Consider the following 24,114-nt stretch of genomic DNA (forward strand, 5'->3'; position numbering starts at 1 on the left):
CGAATCAACTTTCGAAAAAATTTTTAGCCGTGCGCAAACGCGCACACGCTCAATAATCGAGTTTGCAAAGCAAACTCGAGATAAGAACGCTGCGATTTCGAGCAATGCACAGAAATCGCGAGTGTCTCCGATAAAAGAAAAACGCTTCAGCGTTTTTCGGCTCTAGACTCCAGCGACGGCGATATTTCAGACGGCGCTTTTTATCGTATCTCCGTTATCTTCCGATCGAAATCGACTCGGCTTCCCCGACATCGCGCGCGCCTTTTACGGTGCGGGCGCGGGCGGGAAGCACTTTATCCGCAGCGATAAAATACCGCACGAGTTCATATATACACCATGCCCCGCATCCGATGGATATGCCCGTACACACTTGAGATGCACTCTGCCACTTTTTTGCGCTCTCGATATCCGTATAGCCTTTTGAATACGCGATGCTCTCGGTATAAAAAGTGCCGTAGGTATAAAACGTCGCCAAAAGGGATGTGATGAGCACGCTGTACGACGTGTACAACCGGCGCCTCCTCGTATCGATATATTTGCTTCTGTCAAAGGGTTCGGCACGTACGGCGAGGGAAGCGTTGTCTTTGAGCATGCGATACGCAATGTAAAACGGGGCGGCGGATCCGTCTTCCGTGATAAACTGACCGAGCACCGGCTCATCGTTGATTATTAATTTTATCGGAAGATTTTCTTCGTCGATTTTGCCCGCTTCCGTTCCGTTTGCAAAGAGCGTTCCGACGATCGGTTTTTTTAAGCGAATAAAAAGCGACGACGGATTATCCGGAACGAGTTCCGCCGAAATCGAAAAACTTCTCGCGCCCCGGAACGCATAAGATGTGCCCGCCTGTTTAAAACCGGGAGCGGAAAACAAAACCGAATGAACGCCCGCCTGTACGACAAGACGGTCGGGGACTTCCCGGTACACGATATCGTCGACGCTGATCGTGATGTGCCCTGCGGCTTCCGGCGGCGAGACCGTAAAAAGCAATTCCACGGGCATAGCATTCGTTATTTCAGGCGTAAGGCGGCGCGCAATGCGTACGGCAAGCCGGCGGATATCCGCAAGACTTCCGACATCGCTTACGGTACCGATAACTTTCGCGCCCGGATACACGATGAGCGACACGCTGACGAAAACGTAATCCCCGTAAGAGGTCATCGTACCGGTTAAAAGCGCGTTGATCTTTGCGGCGACAACGGCGTTTTCGAACGAGCGGCTTTCATAGCCCGCTTTTTTCGCATCTTCCCCCGCATCGAAGAGCACGGAAAAATCGCCTTTATACAAACTCACGCGTTCGATTTCGCCCACATCGTCCGCATCGCGCCGAAATAAACTAATAAAGCGCTCTCTGTCGCTGCGTTCCGCATCGGACTTTCTGTCGGTCACGACCGCGCCTGCTTCGATGTTTTCTCTGCGCCGCCTCTCGCGTTCCATATCGGGTGCGGCTTTTTCGCGTTCTTTTTCCTCTTCGATAAGATTTTCTTCGATTTTTATTTTCAACTCTGCGATCTTTTTATCCGCCTCTCGCAGTTTTCCTGCAAGCTGCTTTTCGGTGTGATTGCCGAGCACGAGAGAATCCCGAACTTGCACTTCCCGCGAAAGCTGCAAAAAGAGATCCGTTCTGCTTTTCGAAAGCGCGTATTCGCTTCGGTCGAGCTTCTCTTCCGCCGTCGGTACCCGCTCGAGATTTTCCGCGAGCTGCTCGAGGATGAGGGATGGAACGGCGCGCAAGGCGGCATCATCGGACGGAGAGGGGTCTTTTTTATTTGCAAGCGAAAATTTTTCAGCGCCGATAATCCAATCGAAACCTGCGGATGTATCGGCGGCGGGCGCAATCGAAATCAAACAGAAAATATGAATAAAGCCGTACAAAAAAATTTTAGCATTTGAACGGCGAAACGATCGAAAGAATTCGATTTTTGGAAAACTTGAAATCAGCCGATTACACTTCTTCGTCATCGTCTCCGCCGCCTTCCATCGGAAGACCTTTCCACAGGGCAATGAGAAACGCGTCCATAAATTGATCGATGTCGCCGTCCATAACCGCTTGGATATTGCCCGACTCGCACTTCGTGCGGTGATCTTTGACCATCGTGTACGGCTGGAACACATAGGAGCGGATTTGATTGCCCCACGATATGTCTTTTTTTTCGCCGCTGTATTTCGAATTTTCTTTTTCTCTCTGTTCGCGGTAATATTCGTACAAGCGCGAACGAAGAATATTCATCGCAATTTCGCGGTTCATCAGCTGACTGCGTTCGCTCTGACACGCGACGACGATGCCCGTCGGAATATGCGTAAAGCGCACGGCCGATTCGGTTTTATTGACGTGCTGTCCGCCCTTGCCGCCCGCGCGGTATGTGTCCACGCGGAGATCTTCCGGACGGATATTCACTTCGATCGTATCGTCAAGAACGGGATACACGTACACCGACGAAAAAGACGTATGCCTTCTCGCGTTCGCGTCAAAAGGACTGATGCGCACGAGCCGGTGAATTCCCGCTTCGCACTTCAAATAGCCGTACGCGTAATCGCCCGAAATCTGCATCGTAATCGATTTGAGTCCGCCTTCGGCTTCTTCCTGATCGACGATTTCGATTTTAAATCCGTGCCGCTCAGCCCACCTCGTATACATGCGGCTCAGCATAAAAGTCCAGTCTTCAGCTTCCGTTCCTCCGGCTCCCGCGTGGATCGAAAGGAAAGCATCGTTCGGGTCGACTTCGCCCGAAAGCAGATTCAAGATGTTGAGCTTTTCGAACTCCGCTTTGGTGTCGCCGTACATTTGCTGCGCTTCCGCTTCTTCATCCGCACCGCCGCTTTCTTCGGCGAGTTCCAACATCGCTTCCAAATCGTCCTGTTTTTTCAATAAGGCACGCCACGGTTCGACGCGGTTTTTCAAGCGTTTGATTTCATTCATAACGATGCCGGCTTTTTCGCTGTCGTCCCAAAAGCCGACAGATGCGGTGAGCGCTTCCTTTTCGGCGATCTTTTTATCTATACTCGCAGCGTCAAAGACGCCCCCAAACGTTCATGATATCTTCGCGAAGAGATGAAACGGGCATTTTTAAATCTTCAATCATATCGACACTCCAAAATTAATAATCGCATTTCAAACCGATAATCGTCAACAGTAAAAATTAACAATCGACATCCGGATTAATAATATCGTTTTCCGAAATTACAATCTTCAGGAATTTTCTTTCGACGTATTTGCACCGGCTTCGTTTTCCGCATCGTCCGCCTTTAATAGACATCTCCGCCATTTTTTGCGCCGGAGCTCCGTTATGGAAAACATCCCTTGCATCGGATACTGATACATACGCACCGTGTCATAGTAATTCGTCACGCGGTCGATTTCCCGCTTGAGCTGAGAAAGCTGCATGACGCCGATATCCGCGCTTTCCCAGCACGCGCGCTGTACTTTGCGAAAGCCGTAATGAGAGAGCACCGAAGCGAGCGACTGAGCCGTATCGACCCCGCCCGGATCGAGAACAACCGACACGAACATATCGTATAAGCATAAAAGAAAGAACGAATTATGTCAAAGGGAGTGTACGCGAATTGATTTTCGCGCCGTTTCGCGCTATCATACTCCTATGAAGCATTTTCGACCGCTCGTCATCACAGCCGTCTTTATATCCGCGTCCTTCGCCGCTTTTGCATCGGAGTGTCCCATCGTTACCGGCATAAAAGCCGAAGCCGGGTCGGCGAAGCGTATTTCCGTTACGTGGACGCCGCCTGAAAACCCCGAACCGGCCGTCACTTCTCTCGCCGTATTTCGAACGGAAGCGCCCGTCGCGTCTTTTTCGCAGATAGCGTCCCTCGACCCTGTCGCACAACTTGCAAAAGACAGCGCATCGTTTGCCGACAGCGTTCCCGATTATAAAGATTATTATTATGCCGTCGTTGCCGTTACGGAAAAAGGACGCTACGACATCGTCATTCCCTCGGTAAACGCAACGGTAAACGGCGTGCACGCCCGGCTCCCGAAAAAAAACGCCGCAAAAGATACGAGTGCATCCGCACGGGAAAAGCTCTACCCGGAAGGCGCCGTACGCGAAACGCCGCTTCCTTACATCGATTTGATCGAAAGCGTAAACGAAAACAAACGGACGGCTATGAGCAAAAACACGAGAGAGCAGGCGCGGCTTCTTTCAGGTTCGGCGGAAAAAACGCGCGAACCGCTTTCACCCCATGTATTCGAAGAGGATTTGATTTCGCCCGACGGAGGTGACGATTATCTTTTGTTCGACGTTTTGAAAACGACCTTTATCAAACGGAAATACAAGGAAGCTCAAACCGAACTTTTGCGCCTGCTTGCAACAAACAGAAGCGATGCGGTTACGTCCCGCGCATTTTTTTATTTGGGCGAATCCTACTATTTCGGCGGAAACTACGCCGATGCGGTAAACGCGTTTTTGTACGCGGCCGACGCCTACCCCTCCCTCGCAAAAAAATGGATCGATTCGTCGCTCGACTTCATGCAGCTGCCGAAAAATTAATAATTAATAAATACTGCGGATGATGTCAACGAGCGCAGGATTTCTCCGTTCGCCCAAATCGCCGGCCAATACCGCTTTCGGCTGTCCCGAGTCGGCAGCCTTTCCGGTACCGGCAGACGGCGCATTATCGACGACGCGCGAAGCGTTTCTCGCTTTGCTTTCCGCAGCTTTATCGGGCATCGAAACAAGCATAACTTCATCGCCCGTGTTTACCCGATCGTAAAATCCGCTCTTTACGAACTCGCCTTCCGACACTTCTTCTCCCGCTTCGGTGATCGTAAGCGTGCCGAGCGCATCCTTGTCGGCGTATGTCAATCCGATTTCCGAATCCGCCGTTTTGAGCGCACCCTTGGGCACGACGGCGAACACCGCGCCTTTTTGCAGCAATTCGGATCGCCCGACATCGATCAATAAATTCGTCCCGCTCCTGTCGAGGATGTTCCCGCGGACGGGCAAACTCGAAAGGACTGAGGAGCGCAACCTGCGCAGCACGTTCGTATAGCGTCCGCTTCCGGTGCCGTAAAACGACATACGTCTGACTGCCGAACCCGTACGACCGGAATACATTGCCGCATCGAGGACGATATCGCGTTCGCCTTCGTCGAGCGAAAGCATGATAAAATAATCTTCGCCCGCACTCTGCGCTTTTCGGTACGCTTCCCCGAAACCCGAAACGGGAGCCGTTCGTGCGTGCACGAATGTGACGGAAACGCCCGAAAACATATCGGCGGCAAACTCGGCGGTGATCATCGGAGAATCGGCGTGAACGAAGCGCGCGGTATTTTGCGTATAGTATAGACCGATGCGCCAGCGTATTTTATCGAGGTAAAAGGGTTCGACGTTCCACCGTTTTGCAAGCGAATCCTGTAAAAGCGAATCGTAAGCTTCGACGGCATCGTCCAAGCGCTTTTCGCTCGTACGGCGCGCTTGCGAAGAAACGCTTGAAAGGGGATCGCGGTTATCCTGTACGAATTTAAGCTGTTCGAGGCAGAGTTCGTGCAAACCGTTTATGTCGAGCATTTCGGCAAAGGCTCTGCGCGCCGCGGTGTCCGTCGGGTTTACTTTCAGCGCCCGCTGGTACTCGTAGCTTGCACCCGTGCCGTCAAAGCGCTTCATATATTCGCCCGCATTTTTTATGTGCCACTTCGCCCATTCCTTTCTCCGCGCATCTTCGATCGGAACGGTTTTATTGACCTCGAGTTCGAGAGCCGCACGCATCACTTCATCAAAAGGATCGACCGAAAGCCCCGTCGTCCACGTCGCTATCGCATCGGCAGTATTTCCTAATCGATATTGAGAAAGCCCTTTTAAATACCACGCGCCGTTCACATTCCTCGACCTCGCTATTCTGAAATCCGAAACGTCGATCGCATCGGCGTATTTATTTTCCGAATACAATATCGAAGCGAGCAGTTCGTACGCTTTGTCGTAACGGCTGTTTATCTCAACTGCCGTGCGAGCCGCTTTTTCGGCGGCTGAAAGATTGCCCTGCATTGCGGCGAGCTTTGCGCTCATATAGTGCACTTCCGCTTCGCCCGAATGATAGCGCAGCGCCTGCGACATATAGCGGGCGGCAGCGGAGCTGTTACCCCGCTCGGCTGAAACGAAGGCGAGGCTTAAAAGAGCTTTGCGGTTCGACGGATCTCTCTCAAGCGCTTCGGCGTATTTTCCTTCGGCTGCGGAAATCCTCCCGCTGAAAAGTTCGAGTTCCGCCATACCGAATCTCGCGTTGACGTCGTTCGGATACTGCGCCAATATTTTTTCGAATATGAGCCGAGCTTCGGAAAGGTTTCCGAGCGCGATGCGGCACATGCCCCGAAGATTTTGCACAGCCGTACTGTTCCGCGCATATTTTTCGGCGGACGAAAGATAGCCGAGCGCCGTGTCGTATTGGCCGAGCTGATACGCGCACTCGGCGAGGCGGAACCACGCATCTGCATAAGCGGGATTTACGCGCACGGCTTCCAAAAAAAGTTCCGTCGCTTCGTACCACTCTTCGCTGTTCTGCCGTTCGACGCCGCGCGAATACAATTCGGCAGCCGTCGGAGGAGAAGCAAAAAGCGGAAGCGCCAAAAGGAGAACGCACAACGCACAGAAAACGGTTTTCCGTTTTTTTTGCACACCCGCATCGATGACGGACTCCGTCGATAAGTGAAAGCGGATTTTATCCGTCCGCCGCTTGCGCGTCATATTATTTGTCATCCTCGTTTTCATCTCCGCTCTTCCGTATCACTTTTATCATATTGATACGGTGACCTTCCATATCCTGTATGATAAAATCGAATCCGCCCCACGATGCCTTTTCGTATTTTACCGGAATCTTTCCGAGCAAATCGAATACAAAGCCGCCGAGCGTATCGAAGTCTTCCGTCGGAAACGCCGCGCCGATCGTTTCGTTCAAATCGTCCAAATCTATGCGCGCATCGCACAGCCAAATATTGTTTCCGAGCGTGATGATATCTTCCCGCTCGTTGTCGAACTCATCCTGAATGTCGCCGACGATCTCTTCGATGATATCTTCCATCGTAACAATACCGGAGATACCGCCGTATTCGTCGATAGCGATCGCGATGTGCAGATGCCGCCGTTTAAACTCGCGCAAAAGCGAATCGATGCGCTTCGATTCGGGAATAAAATACGCTTTGCGGAGGATCTTTTCGAGATCGACCGTTTCATGAGAAGCGAAAATATGAATCAAATCTTTGACGTAAAGTATGCCGACCACATTGTCGATGGATTCGCTGTACACCGGAATGCGCGAGTGACCGCTTTTGGCGATCTTTTCCATGAGTTCGTCGAGTTCGGTATCGACGGAAATAAAATCGACGTCGATGCGCGGGATCATCACTTCCTTTACCGTCGTGTGCGACAGATCTTCGATGCCGCGTATCATGCTCCGTTTTTCTTCGTTGATAATTTCCTGCTGTTCGGGACTGACCGCTTCCGCATCGGAAGCGGCTTCTTCCTTTTTGCGTCCTAAACCGAATAATCCCATATACCACCTTACCCAATTATTTTTTCGCCGCACAATTTCGCAAGCGCCTGTTCCTGTATGACGAGCATATCGCATTGGGGAGCTTTACCCGCTTCGATATGCTCTTCTCCGTGATCGTATCCGTTTAAATGCAAAAGAGCGTGCACGATAAGACGCTTGAGCTCCGAGTTTTCGTCCGTCTCGAACGCGGCCGCATTTTTCGAAAGCGTGTCGAGGCTGATCGCGATGTCGCCTGCACACTTCCACTGCACGCCCTCTTCGTCTATATATGAAGCTCCGTTTTCAAAGGAGAGTACATCGGTCGTCCCTTCAATGCCGCGGTACGTTTTGTTGAGAAACGACATATACGCATCGTCGCACAGCAAAATCGAAATCTCCTCTCCGGAAAAACCGAGCGCATCTAGCGCCTTTTCCGTAAACGGCGCGACGCTTTCAATCCATGACGGAGGCGCGACATTTTCGGAAAGGGACACGGCGATCCTGTCAGCCATTCGATTTTCCCGCATCCGATTTTTTATCGCTTATCTTGTCGTCCCCTTTTTTATCGGGAACTTTGTTTTCTCTGCCGTCTTTTTTATCATCGTCGGGATTTTTTTGATTCGGATATTCGATCCTGTTGTGATAGTAGCCTGCGAGCAACTGAACGAAAGCGCCCTTTATCTTCGACATATCGCGGAACGTCAAATCGCAGTTGTCGAGCTGACCGTGTTCGACCTTTGCGTTGAACAGCATTTGAATAAATTTATCGAGGCGCGATGCGGACGGATTTTCAAGCGTGCGGCACGCGGCTTCGACGGTATCGGCAAGCATGACGACGGCGCTTTCACGAGTCGTCGGAGGAGTACCAGTGTATCGAAATTCTTCGGGACTCACGTTCGGGTCCTTTTCTTTTGCCGCGTTGTAAAAATACGAAATGACGCTGTTTCCGTGGTGCTCTGCGATGATGTTGATGATCTGCTCGGGCAAATGCATTTGGTGGGCTTTTTCGACGCCGCGCTTTACGTGGCTTTTAATGACGGCAACCGAAAGAGAGGGATTGATGTCGTCGTGTTTATTCGTGCCCGTTTGGTTTTCGACAAAGTATTCGCTTTGATCCATTTTGCCGATGTCATGGTAATACGCGCCGACGCGGGCGACGAGCGAGTTTGCGCCGATTTCGCGGCACGCGCTTTCGGCAAGCTGCGCGACCATGAGCGAATGCGTATAGGTGCCGCTCGCTCTAAGCATGAGGCGGCGCATCGTCGGATTGTTGAGATCGCTTAAATCCATGAGGCGGAATACCGATGCTGTATTCAGCACGAGTTCAAGCGGCGTCAAAAAACCGAGTGCGAGGATGCCGGAAATAAATCCGTTGAACGCGGCACCTGCGATCGCGATCGGCATTCTCTGAAAGCTTTCGTTGTCGATGACGATGAGTACGATCATGCATACGATATCGACAAGGGCAAGCAAAAGAGACGCGATGACCATATCGATCCGCCGCTCGATCTTTCGCACGATATTCGTCGCCGCAAGACACGAGAGTATCGTATACAAAAACGGAATGAGCGCCCAGCCGGTTGCATTGTATACGCCGAACGCGGCTAGAACACAAAACAACACCGAAGGAAGCTGCCCGTATAAAATCGCAACGAGCAGCGTACAGAACGCCGACGGGATGATCACCGGCAGCATATACGGTGAGGAAAAAGAAGCCGTTTTAAGCGCAAACGCGGCGGCGGCATAGATGAAAAGGGAAAAAACGACTTGCAACACCGATTCACTTAAAAGAATTTTTCTCCCGAACGGCAGGAATGCGAACAGTAAAAACCACACGACGCCGAGAACAAGCAAAAATAATTCATTATTGAGGAATTTCCGGTAATCGAAATATGCGGGCGATTCGGCGAGTTTTCGAAGTTTGTCGTAATTTTCCTGCTCGATCGCAAATCCCTTGTGAATGATCCGCTCGCCTTTTTGAATCACGATCGGGTTATCGAAAGTAGCGGCAATGTTCCGAGGTGCGATTATGTCGCGGTCGGCGATCTGCCCTATTTCAAAATCGTCAAGCGAAAAAGAGGCTATCGTCTGGCTCGTCGCAACGTTTACGAAATTGAGAGCGGAAGCGGCGATATAGCCTGCAACGATCAAAAGGATAACGCGCCAGTGCTTTTTAATATATTCGGTACATACCGCTGCAAAACCGCGATCGTCATTGTCTTTCTTCATCTTCATACGCCTTTACTATTTTTCTTACGAGCGGAGCGCGTATCACGTCGTCCGCCGTCAATTTCATCGTTCCGATATCCGGAATCGATTTTAATAAGCCGAGCGCGTGGACGAGTCCGCTTTCCGTCCGGCGCGGCAGATCGATCTGCGTGATATCGCCGGTGACAAACACTTTCGCGTTTTCGCCCATCCGCGTCAAAAACATCTTCATCTGTTCGCGCGTCGTGTTTTGCGCTTCATCGAGAATGACGACGCTCGCTTCGAGCGTCCGTCCGCGCATATACGCAAGCGGCGCCGTTTCGACCGCACCCGATTCGACAAGGCGCCGTACCGTTTCCCTCGGCATAAGAGATTCCATAGCGTCGTAAAACGGACGCAAGTAGGGATTGAGTTTTTGTTCCAAATCGCCGGGCAGATAGCTGAGACTTTCTCCCGCTTCGACGACGGGGCGCGTTACGACGAGTTTCGATGTATTGTGGGAAAGAAGCATTTTCAGCGCTTCGGCGACCGCGAGAAAGGTTTTGCCGCTGCCCGCAGCTCCCGTGCAGATGACCATGTCGAACGAGCGGAGCATATCGATATACCGCGCCTGATTGTCCGAACGCGGATATATCTTCCGAAAACCTCCGGGGATCGAAATCGCACAGCGTGAAATGTCGAGACGCGGCTGCGTATTTAAAACGGACGCGATGATATTTTCGCCGTCTTCGTCACCGCTTTCTATTTCGTCGAGAATCCGATCGATGATAAAGCGAAACTTTTCGCGGACGGCAGGATCCTCTTCATCTACGGAAAGCTCGTTTCCCCGCGTAAATACCGGCACGCCCAAATGCTCTTCGATGAGTTTCAAATTGCTGTCGTTCGTGCCGCAGACGCAGGACAAAACGTCGGCATCCGGCACGACTATCGTATAAGCGCTATCCACAACCCTCCGGTACCCGCACTCCGATCATCACCGTCAAATTATTGTATAAAATTATAAAGGCAGAGGATAATTTATGCAAGAGCGCATAATTCCGAGCAGTGCGCAGGAATTATGCGCGTCTCTGATAAAAGAAAAACGCTGCAGGCGTTTTTCAACTCCCGACTTACCAAAGCAAATCCGAGCAATGCGGAGGATTTGCGCGCGTGTTGATAAAAGAAAAACGGCTCGGCCGTTTTTCGCCTTTCGACTTACAGAGCGATTTCGAGCAGTGGCCGTTCGCGGTGCATCCGTGAACCGCTCACTACCGTATTTTTGCTACGCAAAAATACGCGACCGTTTTTGCGAAGGTGCGACACGGCGTCCGTGCCGTGCGTTGAAGGAAGTTCCCCGCGCGACTTGCAACGAGCGCGTTAGTGCGAAGTTCCCCGCGCAGGAATTATGCGCGTCTCCTATCACACGGAGCAACGCAAGCGTTACTCCGTGTGTCCTCATAAGGAATTGCAGTCGGCTTTCATACCTTCTATTTCATCCGGAAGGATGAGATATGAAAGCCTCCGCACGGATAAAAGAAAAACGGCTCGGCCGTTTTTCGCCTTTCGACTTACAGAGCGAAGCAGACCACCCTACCGCTCCGCAAGCGGTTTGATTTTCGCGCGGTACACTCTCGCCATAAAAAAGCACGAAAGAGAAAGCGACATGACTTCCGCGATCGGAAAGGCCAGCCATACGTCGTCAATATTGCGGGCAAGCGACAAAAGGTAGGCGGCGGGCAAAAGTACGAGGAGCTGCCGCGCAAAAGAAACGAACATGCTGTACATCGCCGAACTGAACGCTTGAAATACCGACGACAGTGAAATCGCGACTGCAGCACCGACAAAGCTCGATGCGATGATGCGCATTGCGGGCACTCCGATCGCAAGCATAGTATCCGACGCTTGAAAGAGCTTTAACAACTGCACCGGAAAGAGTTCGAAAATAAGCGTACCGAAAGCCATAATGCAGACGGCAAGGATGATACCGCTTTTGATCGCCTGCACGATGCGCTTCTTGTGTTCCGCTCCGTAATTGTACGCGATGATCGGAACGATGCCGTTATTCAAACCGAAAACCGGCATAAAGATAAAGCTGTTCAGCTTAAAATACACGCCGTACACCGCGATCGCCGTTGACGAAAACGATCCGAGAATGAGGTTCAAAAAATAGGTCGTAACCGACGTGATCGAATTAAGCAGTATCGACGGCACGCCGACTTTATAAATCTGCTTTATTACGAGCGCGTCGGGGCGGAATCGCGAAAATCGCAATTGAATCTCTTTATTGATTTTTATATTGAAGACGAACGACAGGCACATGCTGAGCCACTGCCCCATAACGGTTGCGAGCGCCGCCCCCGTCATGCCCATGCGCGGAAAAGGACCGATGCCGAAGATAAGAAGCGGATCGAGAATAATATTCGTGAGCGCGCCTGCCGTCTGCGAATACATCGTAAAGACCGTACGCCCCGTTCCCTGCAAAAGGCGGTCAAGCATGATTGCGGAAAACATACCGAAAGAGCCGAGTACGACAACGTTCAAATACTCCATGCCGAACTCGATGATTTCACGGTTGTCCGTCTGACTTGCAAGATAGGGACGCATACAAAAGAGACCGATAACGAAAAAGACGATAAAGCTGCACACGGCGAGAAAGAGCCCGTTTTCGGCGGCGGCGTTCACATCGTCCTGCTTTTTTTGTCCGAGGCGCATCGAAAGGAGGGCGTTGACGCCGACCGCCGTTCCGACACCTACGGAAATCATAAGCCCCTGAACGGGGAACGCGAGCGATACCGCCGTAAGCGCATTTTCGTTTATCTGCGCGACGAATACGCTGTCGACGATATTGTAAAGCGCCTGTACGAACATCGAAAACATCATCGGAAGCGACATGTTCAAGATAAGCTTGGTGACGGGCATCGTGCCCATTTTATTTTCCTGCATTGCTACCCAGTGTATAGGGAATGCCGCGCTCTGTCAAATCGCCTCTCATCGGGAAGGGCAACTCACTTTTTCATATACGACGATTCGATGAGGACGGGAACGCCCGATTCCACTTTGACGGATGCAAAGCGTTCTTGGAAGACGATATTCGATGACGCGTCGACATACTGCACGGTAACGTCGTAGCTTCCGGGGTCGACGGCACATCCGCCGGCGTAGGCGCGCGCGGGCAGGCACACGCTTTGGCGAACGTCCGCAGTTTCCGCCGCATCGACCGCATCGATCGCAGCCGAGACGCTGAGATAGGCAAGCTCGTACAACAGCGCATCTGCAAACGATTTTTTATTGCTGTTTTTATCGGCGAGCGCGGCGAGCGTCGCTTCCCCCGCAGTGACGGCGGCGGACTTTTTGAGAAGGCTCCGAACGACGCTCCTTGCAAAAGCTTTTGCCGCATGGGTGCGCACATCCTTATCGACGGCATCGTTGAAATCTTCAAGGAGGCTGAGGTCGCATACAGCAGCCGCTTCCCCCTTCCCTTCCGTGAGGATACCGGATGCGTTTACATCGGAGACGAGTATCCGCACTCCCGCGATATGCTGCCGTATCGACGACGCATCGAAGGCCGGATACACGAACTTCAGGCGGAAGGCGGGGATGACGACACCGTTCGGAAACGGGGGCATCACGATCATCGCGGACGAACCGATACCGATGACGCTGAAGTTGAGGCCTGCGAGCCCGTTGACGACATCGCCCGGAAAATAAAACGACTGCTCGTATCTCCTTCCGATCAGACCGTAAAACGCGAGCACGTCGAGCCTGCCTTTGCCCTCCGGTATCGCAAGCATTTGTGCAGCGGGAAAACGGGGACTGAGCATTGCAATGACATCGGCGTCGATCCGCGCGTCGTCTGCGTCTCCGTTCATGAGCCGGAAGAGCATGCTCACATAGCGGGAAGCGGCGGAATCGCGGAACACGTCGTCCTTTGTCGCTTGGGGCGGCGACTTTGCGATGAGCGCGGGCATATTGATACCGAACATTGCCGCCGCATAATCGGCATCGGTAATTTCGCGCTTTTGCGGAGCATCCTTTGCGAGCACGGCTTTTCCGTACTTCGCTATGTATTCGCGCTGTTTGTTGCCGATCTTTCTGATTTCGACAAGGGCGCCTTCCATATCGCCCCTATGATAATAATTGAGCGCGTTGAAGAGGTTTACGTAGAGGTACTCATACACCCTGCCCGAATACTCGGACGCATTTTCGTTCAGCGTCGCCGAAAGCACGGTTCGGGTAACGCTCTTCGTAACGGCGTCTTCCATGAGCGCATCGACTTTATTGCATACTTCGATCGACGAATCGTAGACTTTGCCGAAATGCTCGGCGAAGGCGAGATCGAGATATTGGCGGATACGCTCTCTGTTTGTGATCTTTTGTCCGAGCAAAAACGCCGTAGCACTTTCAAAGTCCCCGTCGTCGAGAGCTTTGTAAAAACGGGCTTCATTGTACTTTTTCTTTTTAACGGCATGCGGACGCGAGTCGGTATGAATGAGCGCTTCCGCATCCCCCTTGGGCGCGGAAGCGCAGGATGCGAAGACGCAGATACACGCTGCGGCGATGCCGATTCGCAGCACATATTTTATGCTGCTGCATTCCGCCCGCTTCATGCTAGAGCTTTGCTGCCGGACGCTTTATCACTTTTTTGATTTCGCTGTTTTCACCGCTCCACAAAATCCTGTTTGTTTCAATGTCGTGCAGTTCGGCATATACGAAATATGCGCGGACCGATTTCCGCCCTTCTTTTTGCACCATCGTCTTGATCGAACCGAGGAGCATAACGTCGGCGCCCGTTTCGTTCTTTAAGCGCTTCATCGTTTCCGCACTGGAATTCGTCTGTTGATCGAGGCGTTCGTCGCGGAGTTCGGTGCGTTCGTTTTTATCGGAAACGAAATCCAAGGTTCCGCTGTTGATGATCGCACTCTGAAAACGCTTTTCGACGATGCTCGTATCGATGTGTTCGTCGCTGTCGTTGCGGATCTTCCCGACGATGGCGACGGGGTTCCGTCCGTTTTGCCGCCGATATTGCGCGACGGCGGGCGAACTCGCACAGTCGGCGATGAGCGTCGCACAGACGATGCGCACATCGTTGTCGTTCCAGTTGCCGTCCATGTCGATGATTTTATCGGCATCGACACGTCTCACTTTCGTAGTACCGCACGACGAAGCGACAAGCGCACAGAGGATCACCGCGGCGAATATACCGCTCCGTTTCGTATTCATACCTATAATCGTATTCATATTCATACTCCCATACGTTTCGAATCGATCGATATCGTTGCGTGTCATAGTAGCATAAAGCGGGGATTTATGATAGAGAACTGCGGACAGCCTGCGGCCGGTTACCTATTGCTAACATCTGTAAAATTCGCTATACCGTAAGCGTACGTTTCGTATCCTCCGTATAGTCGGAGCAGCGGAACGACATAATCTATATCACAAGGGGTATGTATATGAAAAAAACGACAATGACGCGTGTACTGGCGGCTCTGCTTTTTGCCGCAGCGCTTTCGTTTGCCGCCGCAGATCCGGCGACCGACGTAAAGATCGATTACAAAATGGATCTTTCGGTAAAAAACCACGACGCCGATTATTTTACGTGGACGGTCGGGAACGAAACAGTGCAGGACAAATTCGACGCTACATCGGGCGCGAGTCTCAAAGGTTCCACAAAAGCGTTCAACGCAGTCCGCTTCGCCGAACCGACGGCTGACAGAAAAGCTTCAATGCCTGCCGGACTTCGCAGCGTATTTTTATTTGCGCTTGCCGATCCGTCCTTTGTAAAAAGCCACGCGCTCCAAGTGACGAAAGATGCAAGCGGCATCACCGTGCGCTTTGTCCGCAAAACGAACGCCTTCGAATTGAAAACCGATAAAAAAGGAAACTTCAACCTGTTGAGCGGATCGAAGATCGCAAAAAACGTCACCGATAAAAAAGGCGACGGCTTCGTCATCAAACCCGAATACTTAAAAGCGGGCGGAGATGCAAGCAATATGGCCGATATCGATTGGAACAAAATCCCGCTTGAAAGCGACGCGTTCAGTCCCGATGCCGCCTATCACTACGACGGAAATGTAAAATTTACGTTTAAAAAGAACATACTGCGCATCACCGGTACGCTCTCCCGTACGAAATAAATCGATGCGATTTTGCGGGTACCGCTTATGCCCTGCGCATTGATCGGCACCCGCTTACGGGTTCAGTTCCCACTCACCGTATTTATCGACGATCTTCGTCTTCATGCTTTCCATCGGACGCCACACGACCGCAATCGTCACATAGGGATTGAAATCGTAATATTTTCTCCCTTTGTCCGTGACGAAGCGCGGCGCAACTTTAAACGTCGTATTGAAATCCCAATCGTGCAGATCGTGCGTAAGCGTAAAGTTTAAGCTCTGCAGTTTGAAACCCGACGCCTTTCGCTTGCTTTCGTCGTCGAACCGGTACGAATTGAGTAAATCGAGGAGCATATTCGTCTCGCCGGGAATGCGTCCCGCTTCTCCGAGCATCTTTTGAAAATAACGGTAAAGCACGGAATTGCGCGATGTCGATGAAAACGTAAATTTGAGGAATTTATTAATTTCAAAATTAAGAGACGGCGTAAAGAGAAAATAGCTGTTCGTCGGACGAAGGAGATCTGCGACGACGCTCGTCGAAAGTCCGGGTGCGATTTTGACGCGATTTTTCCAAAAGCACCACGTGTCTTTCGGCAGCGTATAGGCAAGCGAAAACGAATACGGCAAAAACTCTTCTTTGGAGCGCACTTTCCATCCCGTCGCCGTATCGAAATCATAGCCTTTCGTATACGACATCGTATACGACGACTCGAGTCCTTGCCACGAAAGCGTCAAACGCAGCGCATCGTCGTGGTAGTTTTCCCAATTATAGTTGTACGACTCCGTAAACTTGAATGTATTATTAAAAAGTGAAATCGTAAGCGCCTGTTGTACAAGCTTTCGCTCCCATGTCGTATCGGTCGCACTCTTTTGTTTGAATCCCGTCGAAAGCGAAAAGGTCGTAAACGGAAAGGCAAGCGAAAGCGTTCCCGTGTATTCGTCGACTTGCGGCGGAAGCGTCATCGAAAGCACGAGGGACTGCGAAAAAGCGTCACTCTCGTTCATCGCATAGGTAAAGGCGAGCTGATGAGCGGTTACCGAATCTTTGTCGGTAAAATCGGGGCCGTAATATCTCCAATCGGGATTGTCGGCATCGGTTCCGAGGAATTCGCTTCTGAACAATTTGATCGTCGAATTATACGAAAGCCCCGTATTTTTAAACATGCCGATATAGTACAGCGGTTTTACGCTCACCGAATTCGTATTGACGATTTCCTGCGTCGACGCTTTAAAGTCGGCCACTTTGAGAGAATTGACGGCGCTCTGCGTATAACCGCCGGCCGCCGTATCGGTCGAAATATACGGGTGACGCTGAATGACGGGACTGTACGACACGCCGTTCGTAAGATTGAAAAAGCTCCCGCCGTAACTTGCAGCCGAATCGAGGACGAGCGGCGTTTTGAGCGTATACATCGAAGAGCGGACTCTGCTCCATTGGAAATCTTCGGGCTTATCCAAACCCGTCGACGAATACGCGATCTGTGAAGTAAACGTCGGCTTCAGCGAATACGAAAGCTTATACTCGAAACCGGGGATCAACGTAACGGCCGGTGATGAAGCCGTGAGAGGCGGCAGCGCTTTTTCGAAAAACTTCGTATCTTCTTTCGCTTCCGCGCCGTCTGATACTTTCGCACTGTCCGCAACCGCCGCATTCTGTGCCTCGCTTTCGCCCCGTGCCGCGTCCGCACTTCCAGCTTGCGCCGTATCCGATCGCGTGAGCTCGGCATCCGTCGCACTGTTTCCTTCCGCCTGCGCGGCAGTCGCGCCGTCCGTCTTTTCTGCAGCTTTTGCCGCTGCGGTTTTCGCCTTTTCGTCGGCAATCTCCTTTGCCGTTTTCAATTCGTCGGGAGCGATGAGCGGAACTTCGAGCGCGTTCTTTTTTGCCGAATTCGTTCCCTTCTCCGGATACGAAAAAATCGTTCCCGAAAGCGAAAGAGAAGCCGTCGCCGGCGTGATCTGCGACGGATAATAAAATTTACGTTCGGGAGAAGGACTTTCACTCGGAAAAGACTTGTTAAAAACAGAACTGTATACGACCGACGCGTTGAGCGACAACGACAACGAGGAAATATACGGGATGACGAGAACCGAAGACGGCAGCGAATAGGAGCTTGCAAGCGTCCATGAAAACGACGATATTTCATTCACCGTCTTCGTCTCTCCCGAATCGGTTCCCATCGATGTGAGATAGCCGATCCAATCCATCGTTTCATTGCGCTCCGAAAAATCGTCGGTGATAAAAGGATCGGAATACACCGGCATCGACAGCGACAGCGAAAAAGGTTTACTCAAAACGAATTTAAAATTCGCGCCGTAGCGAAACGGCATTTCGACACCCATAAAATTGGACGTATCGCGCCGTTTATTTCCCGATGCATCGTACGGAGTATAGTTCCCTGCTCCATCTCGAAACACCGTATTGCTGAACGCAAGCTGTGCCGACGAAGTAATTTCGGTGATATAATCGTTCGGTTTAAAGACGCCTTCGAAGCCGGTCAAAAATCCGAGATTCGAATACCAGTCGCCCATGATTTTAAAATAATTCGCAGTACCGCCGGTATAATCTTCGTCGAGGTTGTGCAGTACGATCCCTTCGAGTTTTTGTTTTTTCAGCGTCGACGGCCGTATAAAATTGAACAGCGCTTTCAGGTTATCGCTGTCGTCGCTTTCGTCTTTCTTTTTCGACGTATCTTTCGGAACGTACAGCGGCTTTCGACCGTAGAGGTATGCGGTCGTTTGAATAAAATACCCGCGCCGCGCATCGTAGCCGAATACGGGATTGTAGATGAGTTCGTCTTTCGGATAATAAAATGCCGGAAGGTAGAGTACGGGCACGACACCGACGTATAAGAGCGCGTTGAAAAACGCAAACTCGCCGCCGGGAAGCAGCCAAATGCGCGTCGCGTCGATGTGCCAGTGAGGATTTTCGTCGTCGCAAAACGTGAGACTGCCGTTTTTAAAAGCGACCGTATTCGATTCGCTTCTTCCGAACATATCGGATGCGACGATGAGCGTCGAGCCCGACGGCAAATTGATCGAATCCGTCTGCGTCTGCACTATGCGCCCGTCGTCGAATACGCCTTCGAGCGTCGACGTGTTGAACATGAGTGACGACGCGGTTGCCGTACTGTTGCCGGCGGCACTGCCCGTCTGTTCCATCGATACACCGCCGGACGCGTACATCATCTGCGTCTTTCGGTCGTAGGTGATTCGCTCGGCGCAGATCGTCGTTTTCGTGTTTCCCTTTGCAACGGAAATGCGGACATCGCCTGAAAGCACGATCGTATCGTTTCCCGTCTCTTTGTTTTTTTCGTACGATGTCGATTGCGAATGCTCTATCGTGATGACGGTTTTTTCATCCTGCACCGTACGCGGCACCGATGCGTCGTCCGCCGCAGCTGCGCGATGTACACCGGCAGAAAAAAAGACGAGCAAAAAAATTAATAATTTAGCGATACGGCGTTTCGGCGCAATCATCTTTCAATCATTTTTTCCGTGCCGATTTTTTTACGGCGGGACGGCGCTTTTCACGTTCGAGCATCTCTTTGATATAAGAGCCCGTATACGATTGCTTGACTTCGGCAACTTCTTCGGGCGTCCCTTTCGCGATGACATTTCCGCCGCGGAAACCGCCTTCCGGCCCCAAATCGATTATCCAATCGGCTTGGCAGATAACGTCGAGGTTGTGTTCGATCATGATCACCGTATTTCCCGCGTCGACGAGGCGCCGGATCACTTCCATGAGCAGCATGACATCGGCAAAGTGCAAACCGGTCGTCGGTTCGTCGAGTATGTACATCGTTTTGCCCGTCGAAGTGCGCGCGAGTTCGGTCGCTAGCTTTACGCGCTGCGCTTCTCCGCCGGAAAGTGTGAGCGCCGACTGACCGAGCTGAATATAGCCGAGTCCGACCGACTTCAGCGTTTCGAGCTTGCGCGCAACGTGCGGGATGCCCGCAAAAAAATCGCACGCTTCTTCGATCGTCATATTGAGCACGTCGTTGATATTTTTGCCCTTGTACGTTACGTCGAGCGTCTCTTTGTTAAAGCGCTTTCCGCCGCAGACATCGCACTGGATGTACACGTCGGGCAAAAAATTCATTTCGATGACGATAGTCCCCGCGCCTTGACAATTTTCGCACCTGCCGCCCTTTACGTTAAAGCTGAACCTGCCCGGGCCGTAGCCTCTCGCTTTCGATTCGGGAAGAGAGGCAAAGAGATCGCGTATGCCGCTGAAAAGTCCGACGTATGTCGCAGGGTTCGACCGTGGCGTGCGCCCGATGGGGCTTTGATCGATATTGATAACTTTGTCGATATTCGAAACGCCTTCGATCTTTTCGAATTTGCCGACAGAGTATTTTGTACGCATAAGCTTATTGCTGAGCGCGGGATAGAGCACGTCGGAAAGCAGCGTCGATTTGCCGGATCCCGAAACGCCCGTTATACATGTAAAAGTGCCGAGGGGAATCTTTACGGAAACGTTTTTCAAATTGTGCTCGGTCGCTCCCGTAAGTTCGATACAGCTCCCGTTGCCGCCCCTCCGTTCCTCAGGAATCGCCATGCGCAATTTTCCCGAAAGGTATTGACCTGTAACGCTTTCGGCGACGCGCGAAACCTGTTCGGGCGTTCCCGCCGCAACGACGCGGCCGCCGTGCACGCCCGCCGCAGGTCCCAAGTCAACGAGGTAGTCCGCGGTTCGAAGCGTCTGTTCGTCGTGCTCGACGACGATAACCGTATTGCCCGCGTCGCGGAGGTAGGTCAGCGTATCGATCAGTTTTTGATTGTCCCGCTGATGCAGCCCGATCGACGGCTCGTCGAGTATGTACATGACGCCGACGAGGGCGCTTCCGATTTGCGTGGCAAGTCTGATCCGCTGCGCTTCGCCTCCCGACAGCGTTTCCGCCGCACGTTCAAGCGTCAGATAATCGAGTCCGACGTTTTTCAAAAAGCGCAGGCGCGAGCGTATCTCTTTTAAAACTTGGGACGCGATTTCGCTTTCGGAATTCGTCAATCGTATCTTGTCGAAAAAATCGATCGAATCGAGAACGGAAAATTCGGTGATTTCCCAAATATTTTTTCCGCCGACCGTAACACCGAGCGCTTCGGGACGAAGTCTTTTTCCGCGGCACGCGGCGCATTCGCGGTGCGCCATGTATTTTTCGAGGTTCGTCTTCATCTGATCGCCCCACGCTTCCGTGTAGCGCCGCTTCATATCGTCGAAGAGACCCGGCCACGCCTGATCGTACACCGAATACCCTTCCCCGCTCTGCTTTTCGTATTCCCAGTGGATAGCGTCTTTCGTACCGTACAAAAGCGCATCTCGCTGCTTTTTTGTCAATTTTTCGATCGGCGTCGAAAGCGTAAACTTATACGCATCCGCCAGCCCCTGTATGCGCGCCGTATTCCACGCGGACGAAGGATTGTACGGAAGGATAGCCCACTCGTCGAAAGATTTCGATTCGTCGGGAATCATGAGATTCAAATCGAATTCCATCTTTTCGCCCAAACCGGTGCATTCGGGGCAGGCGCCGAAAGGATTGTTAAATGAAAAGAGGCGCGGCTGCAGTTCGGGAATCGAAATACCGCAGGAGGGGCACGCGTTCTTTTGCGAAAAAAACACTTCGGCTTCTGAAGATGCTTCCCCGCCTGCAGCATCGTTTTTTTTCGTGACGATGATAGTGCCGTTCGAACTTTTGAGCGCGGTTTCGACCGAGTCCGCCAAACGCTTGCGCACGGAAGGCGAAATGATAATTCTGTCGACGACGATTTCAATCGTGTGTTTTTTTTGCTTGTCGAGTTTGACATTGTCTTCCAAATCGGCCATAACGCCGTCCACCCGTGCGCGCGCAAAACCCGCTTTCCGCGCGTCTTCGAATACTTTTTGATGTTCGCCTTTTTTTCCGCGTACCACCGGCGAAAGTATCTGCACCTTCGTACCCTCAGGCCAGCTCATCATCGTGTCGATGATTTGGTCGACCGACTGTTCGGCGATTTCGCGTCCGCAGTTCGGACAGTGCGCGTGCCCGATGCGTGCAAAGAGAAGGCGATAATAATCGTAGATTTCGGTGATCGTGCCGACCGTCGAACGGGGGTTTTTGTTCGTCGATTTTTGTTCAATCGAAATCGCAGGAGAGAGCCCTTCGATCAAATCGACGTCGGGTTTGTCCATCGTACCCAAAAACTGGCGCGCGTACGACGAGAGGCTTTCCATATAACGCCGCTGCCCTTCGGCAAAGAGTGTGTCGAATGCAAGCGAAGATTTTCCCGAACCGGAAAGACCGGAAAGCACGACGAGTTTATTGCGCGGCAAATCGATGTCGACGTTTTGCAGATTGTGCTCGCGCGCGCCTCTGATACTTATTTTTTCGCCCGTGACGGGCGCGATATTTTTCGCATATTTTTTCAACTGATAAGATGCGGATGATGCCATAGTACACATAAGTATAGCGCATAAGAGCTTCGCGCTCAAGGCGATTTTTTAATGTAGGATTTTCCGCTGCAGCGGCCGCCCCTCACCGGATGTTCCGTAAAGTCTACGGCAGGTATTCGCTTCGGATGTTTTTCAGCGATAAAAAAAGGCGCATCTTTTTCGCATCGTTTCCGTCGGTAAGTCCTTCGAGCAAAAGGCGCGCTTTTTTCCTGCCCGAATTATCCTGATAATCGCAGGTACAGACGGAAGATGCAAAACCTTTTTGCCGGGCGTAATCGACGAGCGTTTTTTCGCCGACATAGCACAGCGGGCGCAAAATCGTAACGGGATAATTTTCATACGAAAGTTTCGGCGGCATCGTCGAAAGTTCGCCCCGCTCGAGCATATTCATGAGAAGCGTTTCGAGGATATCGTCGAGGTGATGACCGAGCGCGATTTTATTGAATTTATGTTCGATCGCATAATTCAAAAGTTCCGTCCGCCGCTGCGTCGAACACCACCAGCAGTTCATCTTTTGTCCCTTTTTGAGCCGAGCGAGCACGTCGACGCCGATGATTTCAAAGGGCACGCCCCACTCGCAAAATAAGCGCGCGATGCCTTCGGGAAAAGCGGGCGCAAAATCGCTTTGTATCGCAACGGCTTTATATGAAAAACTGCAATCGGGACGCAATGAGCGGAGCGCAAAATACTCTGTGAGAGCGGTCGAATCCTTTCCGCCCGACGCGCCCACGAGGATGCGATCTCCGTCTTCGATCATCGCGTAATCGAAAACGGCTTTATCGATAAGGCTTTGCAGTTTCGGATGAGAGGCCATCTCGCTTCAGCGCTTTTTCAAATGGACGGCAAAACCGTTGATCTCTTTATCGAGATAGATGAATTTCAGCGGCGACTTTTTCGCATCCCCCGTCCACTGTGCACTGTCGGCGACGGGTTTAAAACCGCGATCGGCAAGGTACGTAAGCGCGCGTTCGATATTGTACGTCAGAATTCCGATGTGTCCGTTTTTGCCTTTTACGCCGTTTTTCATCAATTCGAATTCGGTTCCGCAAAACCACGACGATTTTCCTTCGACGCCTTTAAATCCGAACGCTTCGAGTTCTTTGACACCTTCCGCGCATTCGCCCTCTCCGTGAAAATTTATGCCGACATGAGCAAAACCGAATCCGAGAGAAGCTTCGACCGCTTCTTTCGACAAGCGCGTAATTTCATCCCATCGTTTCGCTTTGATAAGGCTGCCTTTCACCATCCAGCTGCCGGAAACGGCCGCGACATTCGACAGCGCAAAATAATTTCCCATATTGTCGAGATTCAATCCGCCGCTCGGAAGAAATTTTATACACGGAAAGGGACCGGCAAAAGCTTTGAGCGCAGCGACACCGCCTGAAATTTCTGCAGGGAAAAATTTGAGTACGGAAAGACCTTTTGCAGCGGCAGCCGTAATTTCGCTCGCCGTAGAAACTCCGGGGTACGTGACGATACCGTGTGCAATGGAATAATCGACGACCTCTTCTTTAAAACCCGGAGAGACGATAAACTTTGCACCCGAATCGATCGCAGCCTTTGCAAGATCGACGCTCGTCACGGTACCGGCTCCGACATGCATCTCGGAAACTTTTTCGTGTACGTCGCGTATCGCGCGCGCACTTCCTTTATAATCGGACGGATTGCGGAAGGTGATCTCCATCGCAGTGATGCCTCCTTTAAGGAGAGCGTTCGCAAGCGGAACCGCGTCATCCGGCGAATCGAGCGCTACGACGGGAACGATACCCGTTTTATGCAATACATCGTATTCTTTTTCAAACATATCGATACCCCTGAGCACCTCTAAAAGCTGCAGTTTTTCGAGGTGACTTTGAAAATGCGATTCCGCTTTGACAGTATATCACGGAGACCGAAGGATAGTACAGCGC

General features: G+C 51.7%; 16 protein-coding genes and 1 pseudogene. 2 read left to right on the forward strand and 15 right to left on the reverse strand.

Going from position 1 to position 24,114, the window contains the following annotated elements:
- Positions 1-214: 214 nt before the first annotated feature.
- The 3 genes and pseudogenes from JSQ97_RS00910 to JSQ97_RS00920 all read right to left on the reverse strand — a co-directional run.
- Positions 215-1,846 carry a hypothetical protein gene (locus JSQ97_RS00910; protein ID WP_205074311.1) on the reverse strand — a complete coding sequence of 544 codons (1,632 nt, stop codon included), beginning with the start codon at positions 1,844-1,846 and terminating at the stop codon, positions 215-217.
- Positions 1,847-1,943: 97 nt separating this feature from the next.
- Positions 1,944-3,081, reverse strand: a protein-coding gene (gene prfB / locus JSQ97_RS00915) for a peptide chain release factor 2 (protein ID WP_205074312.1) whose coding sequence is annotated in 2 segments (ribosomal slippage) — positions 1,944-3,011 and positions 3,013-3,081 — 1,137 coding nt in all. Because the reading frame shifts where the segments join, the coding sequence is not laid out codon by codon here.
- Positions 3,082-3,188: 107 nt separating this feature from the next.
- A pseudogene (locus tag JSQ97_RS00920) lies at positions 3,189-3,515 on the reverse strand (hypothetical protein); the annotation flags it as partial.
- Between the two features lie 82 nt (positions 3,516-3,597).
- Here JSQ97_RS00920 and JSQ97_RS00925 point away from each other — a divergent pair.
- Complete coding sequence (locus tag JSQ97_RS00925) at positions 3,598-4,503, forward strand: tetratricopeptide repeat protein (protein WP_205074314.1); 906 nt, start codon at positions 3,598-3,600, stop codon at positions 4,501-4,503.
- 3 nt (positions 4,504-4,506) lie between these two features.
- Here the strand turns inward: JSQ97_RS00925 and JSQ97_RS00930 are convergent, their stop codons facing one another.
- The 8 genes from JSQ97_RS00930 to JSQ97_RS00965 all read right to left on the reverse strand — a co-directional run bounded on the left by JSQ97_RS00930 (position 4,507) and on the right by JSQ97_RS00965 (position 14,902).
- Complete coding sequence (locus tag JSQ97_RS00930; RefSeq protein ID WP_205074315.1) at positions 4,507-6,717, reverse strand: tetratricopeptide repeat protein; 2,211 nt, start codon at positions 6,715-6,717, stop codon at positions 4,507-4,509.
- Positions 6,695-7,498, reverse strand: a complete 804-nt coding sequence (locus JSQ97_RS00935; RefSeq protein WP_205074316.1) for a hemolysin family protein — start codon at positions 7,496-7,498, stop codon at positions 6,695-6,697. Before JSQ97_RS00935 ends, JSQ97_RS00930 begins: the two co-directional genes overlap by 23 nt.
- Before the next feature lie 8 nt (positions 7,499-7,506).
- Complete coding sequence (gene ybeY, locus JSQ97_RS00940; RefSeq protein ID WP_205074317.1) at positions 7,507-7,989, reverse strand: rRNA maturation RNase YbeY; 483 nt, start codon at positions 7,987-7,989, stop codon at positions 7,507-7,509.
- Positions 7,982-9,706 (reverse strand): HD family phosphohydrolase, encoded by a 1,725-nt coding sequence (locus tag JSQ97_RS00945; protein WP_205074318.1) that lies wholly within the window; start codon positions 9,704-9,706, stop codon positions 7,982-7,984. The genes ybeY and JSQ97_RS00945 overlap by 8 nt, the downstream gene beginning before the upstream one ends.
- Positions 9,690-10,631 (reverse strand): PhoH family protein, encoded by a 942-nt coding sequence (locus JSQ97_RS00950; protein ID WP_205074319.1) that lies wholly within the window; start codon positions 10,629-10,631, stop codon positions 9,690-9,692. The genes JSQ97_RS00945 and JSQ97_RS00950 overlap by 17 nt, the downstream gene beginning before the upstream one ends.
- A 623-nt stretch (positions 10,632-11,254) precedes the next feature.
- Positions 11,255-12,607 carry an MATE family efflux transporter gene (locus JSQ97_RS00955; protein WP_239446815.1) on the reverse strand — a complete coding sequence of 451 codons (1,353 nt, stop codon included), beginning with the start codon at positions 12,605-12,607 and terminating at the stop codon, positions 11,255-11,257.
- A 62-nt stretch (positions 12,608-12,669) separates the two neighbouring features.
- Positions 12,670-14,271 carry a COG3014 family protein gene (locus JSQ97_RS00960; RefSeq protein WP_205074320.1) on the reverse strand — a complete coding sequence of 534 codons (1,602 nt, stop codon included), beginning with the start codon at positions 14,269-14,271 and terminating at the stop codon, positions 12,670-12,672.
- A gap of 1 nt (position 14,272) precedes the next feature.
- A complete protein-coding gene (locus tag JSQ97_RS00965; protein ID WP_239446816.1) occupies positions 14,273-14,902 on the reverse strand; it encodes a penicillin-binding protein activator LpoB in 630 nt (209 codons plus the stop codon).
- Positions 14,903-15,114: 212 nt separating this feature from the next.
- Here JSQ97_RS00965 and JSQ97_RS00970 point away from each other — a divergent pair, with 212 nt between their 5' ends.
- Complete coding sequence (locus JSQ97_RS00970) at positions 15,115-15,798, forward strand: hypothetical protein (protein ID WP_205074321.1); 684 nt, start codon at positions 15,115-15,117, stop codon at positions 15,796-15,798.
- A 54-nt stretch (positions 15,799-15,852) separates the two neighbouring features.
- Here the strand turns inward: JSQ97_RS00970 and JSQ97_RS00975 are convergent, their stop codons facing one another.
- From JSQ97_RS00975 to eda, 4 genes are all read right to left on the reverse strand, one after another.
- Positions 15,853-19,254, reverse strand: a complete 3,402-nt coding sequence (locus tag JSQ97_RS00975) for an LPS-assembly protein LptD (protein WP_205074322.1) — start codon at positions 19,252-19,254, stop codon at positions 15,853-15,855.
- Positions 19,255-19,261: 7 nt separating this feature from the next.
- The gene (uvrA, locus tag JSQ97_RS00980) at positions 19,262-22,204 is read right to left on the reverse strand and encodes an excinuclease ABC subunit UvrA (protein WP_239446819.1); all 2,943 of its coding nucleotides are present in this window, start codon (positions 22,202-22,204) and stop codon (positions 19,262-19,264) included.
- Between the two features lie 103 nt (positions 22,205-22,307).
- Positions 22,308-23,018 carry a tRNA 2-thiocytidine biosynthesis TtcA family protein gene (locus JSQ97_RS00985; RefSeq protein WP_205074323.1) on the reverse strand — a complete coding sequence of 237 codons (711 nt, stop codon included), beginning with the start codon at positions 23,016-23,018 and terminating at the stop codon, positions 22,308-22,310.
- A 6-nt stretch (positions 23,019-23,024) separates the two neighbouring features.
- Positions 23,025-24,008 (reverse strand): bifunctional 4-hydroxy-2-oxoglutarate aldolase/2-dehydro-3-deoxy-phosphogluconate aldolase, encoded by a 984-nt coding sequence (gene eda / locus JSQ97_RS00990; RefSeq protein ID WP_205074324.1) that lies wholly within the window; start codon positions 24,006-24,008, stop codon positions 23,025-23,027.
- Positions 24,009-24,114 lie beyond the last annotated feature (106 nt).

Source organism: Treponema sp. Marseille-Q4523, assembly GCF_016901105.1.
Classification (GTDB): Bacteria; Spirochaetota; Spirochaetia; order Treponematales; family Treponemataceae; genus Treponema_D.

What these genes read in the sequence shown, in the direction of transcription:
- JSQ97_RS00925 (WP_205074314.1), top strand. Translation starts at nt 3,598, where the DNA reads ATGAAGCATTTTCGACCGCTCGTCATCACAGCCGTCTTTATATCCGCG.
- JSQ97_RS00930 (WP_205074315.1), bottom strand. Translation starts at nt 6,717, where the DNA reads ATGAAAACGAGGATGACAAATAATATGACGCGCAAGCGGCGGACGGAT.
- JSQ97_RS00935 (WP_205074316.1), bottom strand. Translation starts at nt 7,498, where the DNA reads ATGGGATTATTCGGTTTAGGACGCAAAAAGGAAGAAGCCGCTTCCGAT.
- ybeY (WP_205074317.1), bottom strand. Translation starts at nt 7,989, where the DNA reads ATGGCTGACAGGATCGCCGTGTCCCTTTCCGAAAATGTCGCGCCTCCG.
- JSQ97_RS00945 (WP_205074318.1), bottom strand. Translation starts at nt 9,706, where the DNA reads ATGAAGAAAGACAATGACGATCGCGGTTTTGCAGCGGTATGTACCGAA.
- JSQ97_RS00955 (WP_239446815.1), bottom strand. Translation starts at nt 12,607, where the DNA reads ATGCAGGAAAATAAAATGGGCACGATGCCCGTCACCAAGCTTATCTTG.
- JSQ97_RS00960 (WP_205074320.1), bottom strand. Translation starts at nt 14,271, where the DNA reads ATGAAGCGGGCGGAATGCAGCAGCATAAAATATGTGCTGCGAATCGGC.
- JSQ97_RS00965 (WP_239446816.1), bottom strand. Translation starts at nt 14,902, where the DNA reads ATGAATACGATTATAGGTATGAATACGAAACGGAGCGGTATATTCGCC.
- JSQ97_RS00970 (WP_205074321.1), top strand. Translation starts at nt 15,115, where the DNA reads ATGAAAAAAACGACAATGACGCGTGTACTGGCGGCTCTGCTTTTTGCC.
- JSQ97_RS00975 (WP_205074322.1), bottom strand. Translation starts at nt 19,254, where the DNA reads ATGATTGCGCCGAAACGCCGTATCGCTAAATTATTAATTTTTTTGCTC.
- uvrA (WP_239446819.1), bottom strand. Translation starts at nt 22,204, where the DNA reads ATGGCATCATCCGCATCTTATCAGTTGAAAAAATATGCGAAAAATATC.
- JSQ97_RS00985 (WP_205074323.1), bottom strand. Translation starts at nt 23,018, where the DNA reads ATGGCCTCTCATCCGAAACTGCAAAGCCTTATCGATAAAGCCGTTTTC.
- eda (WP_205074324.1), bottom strand. Translation starts at nt 24,008, where the DNA reads ATGTTTGAAAAAGAATACGATGTATTGCATAAAACGGGTATCGTTCCC.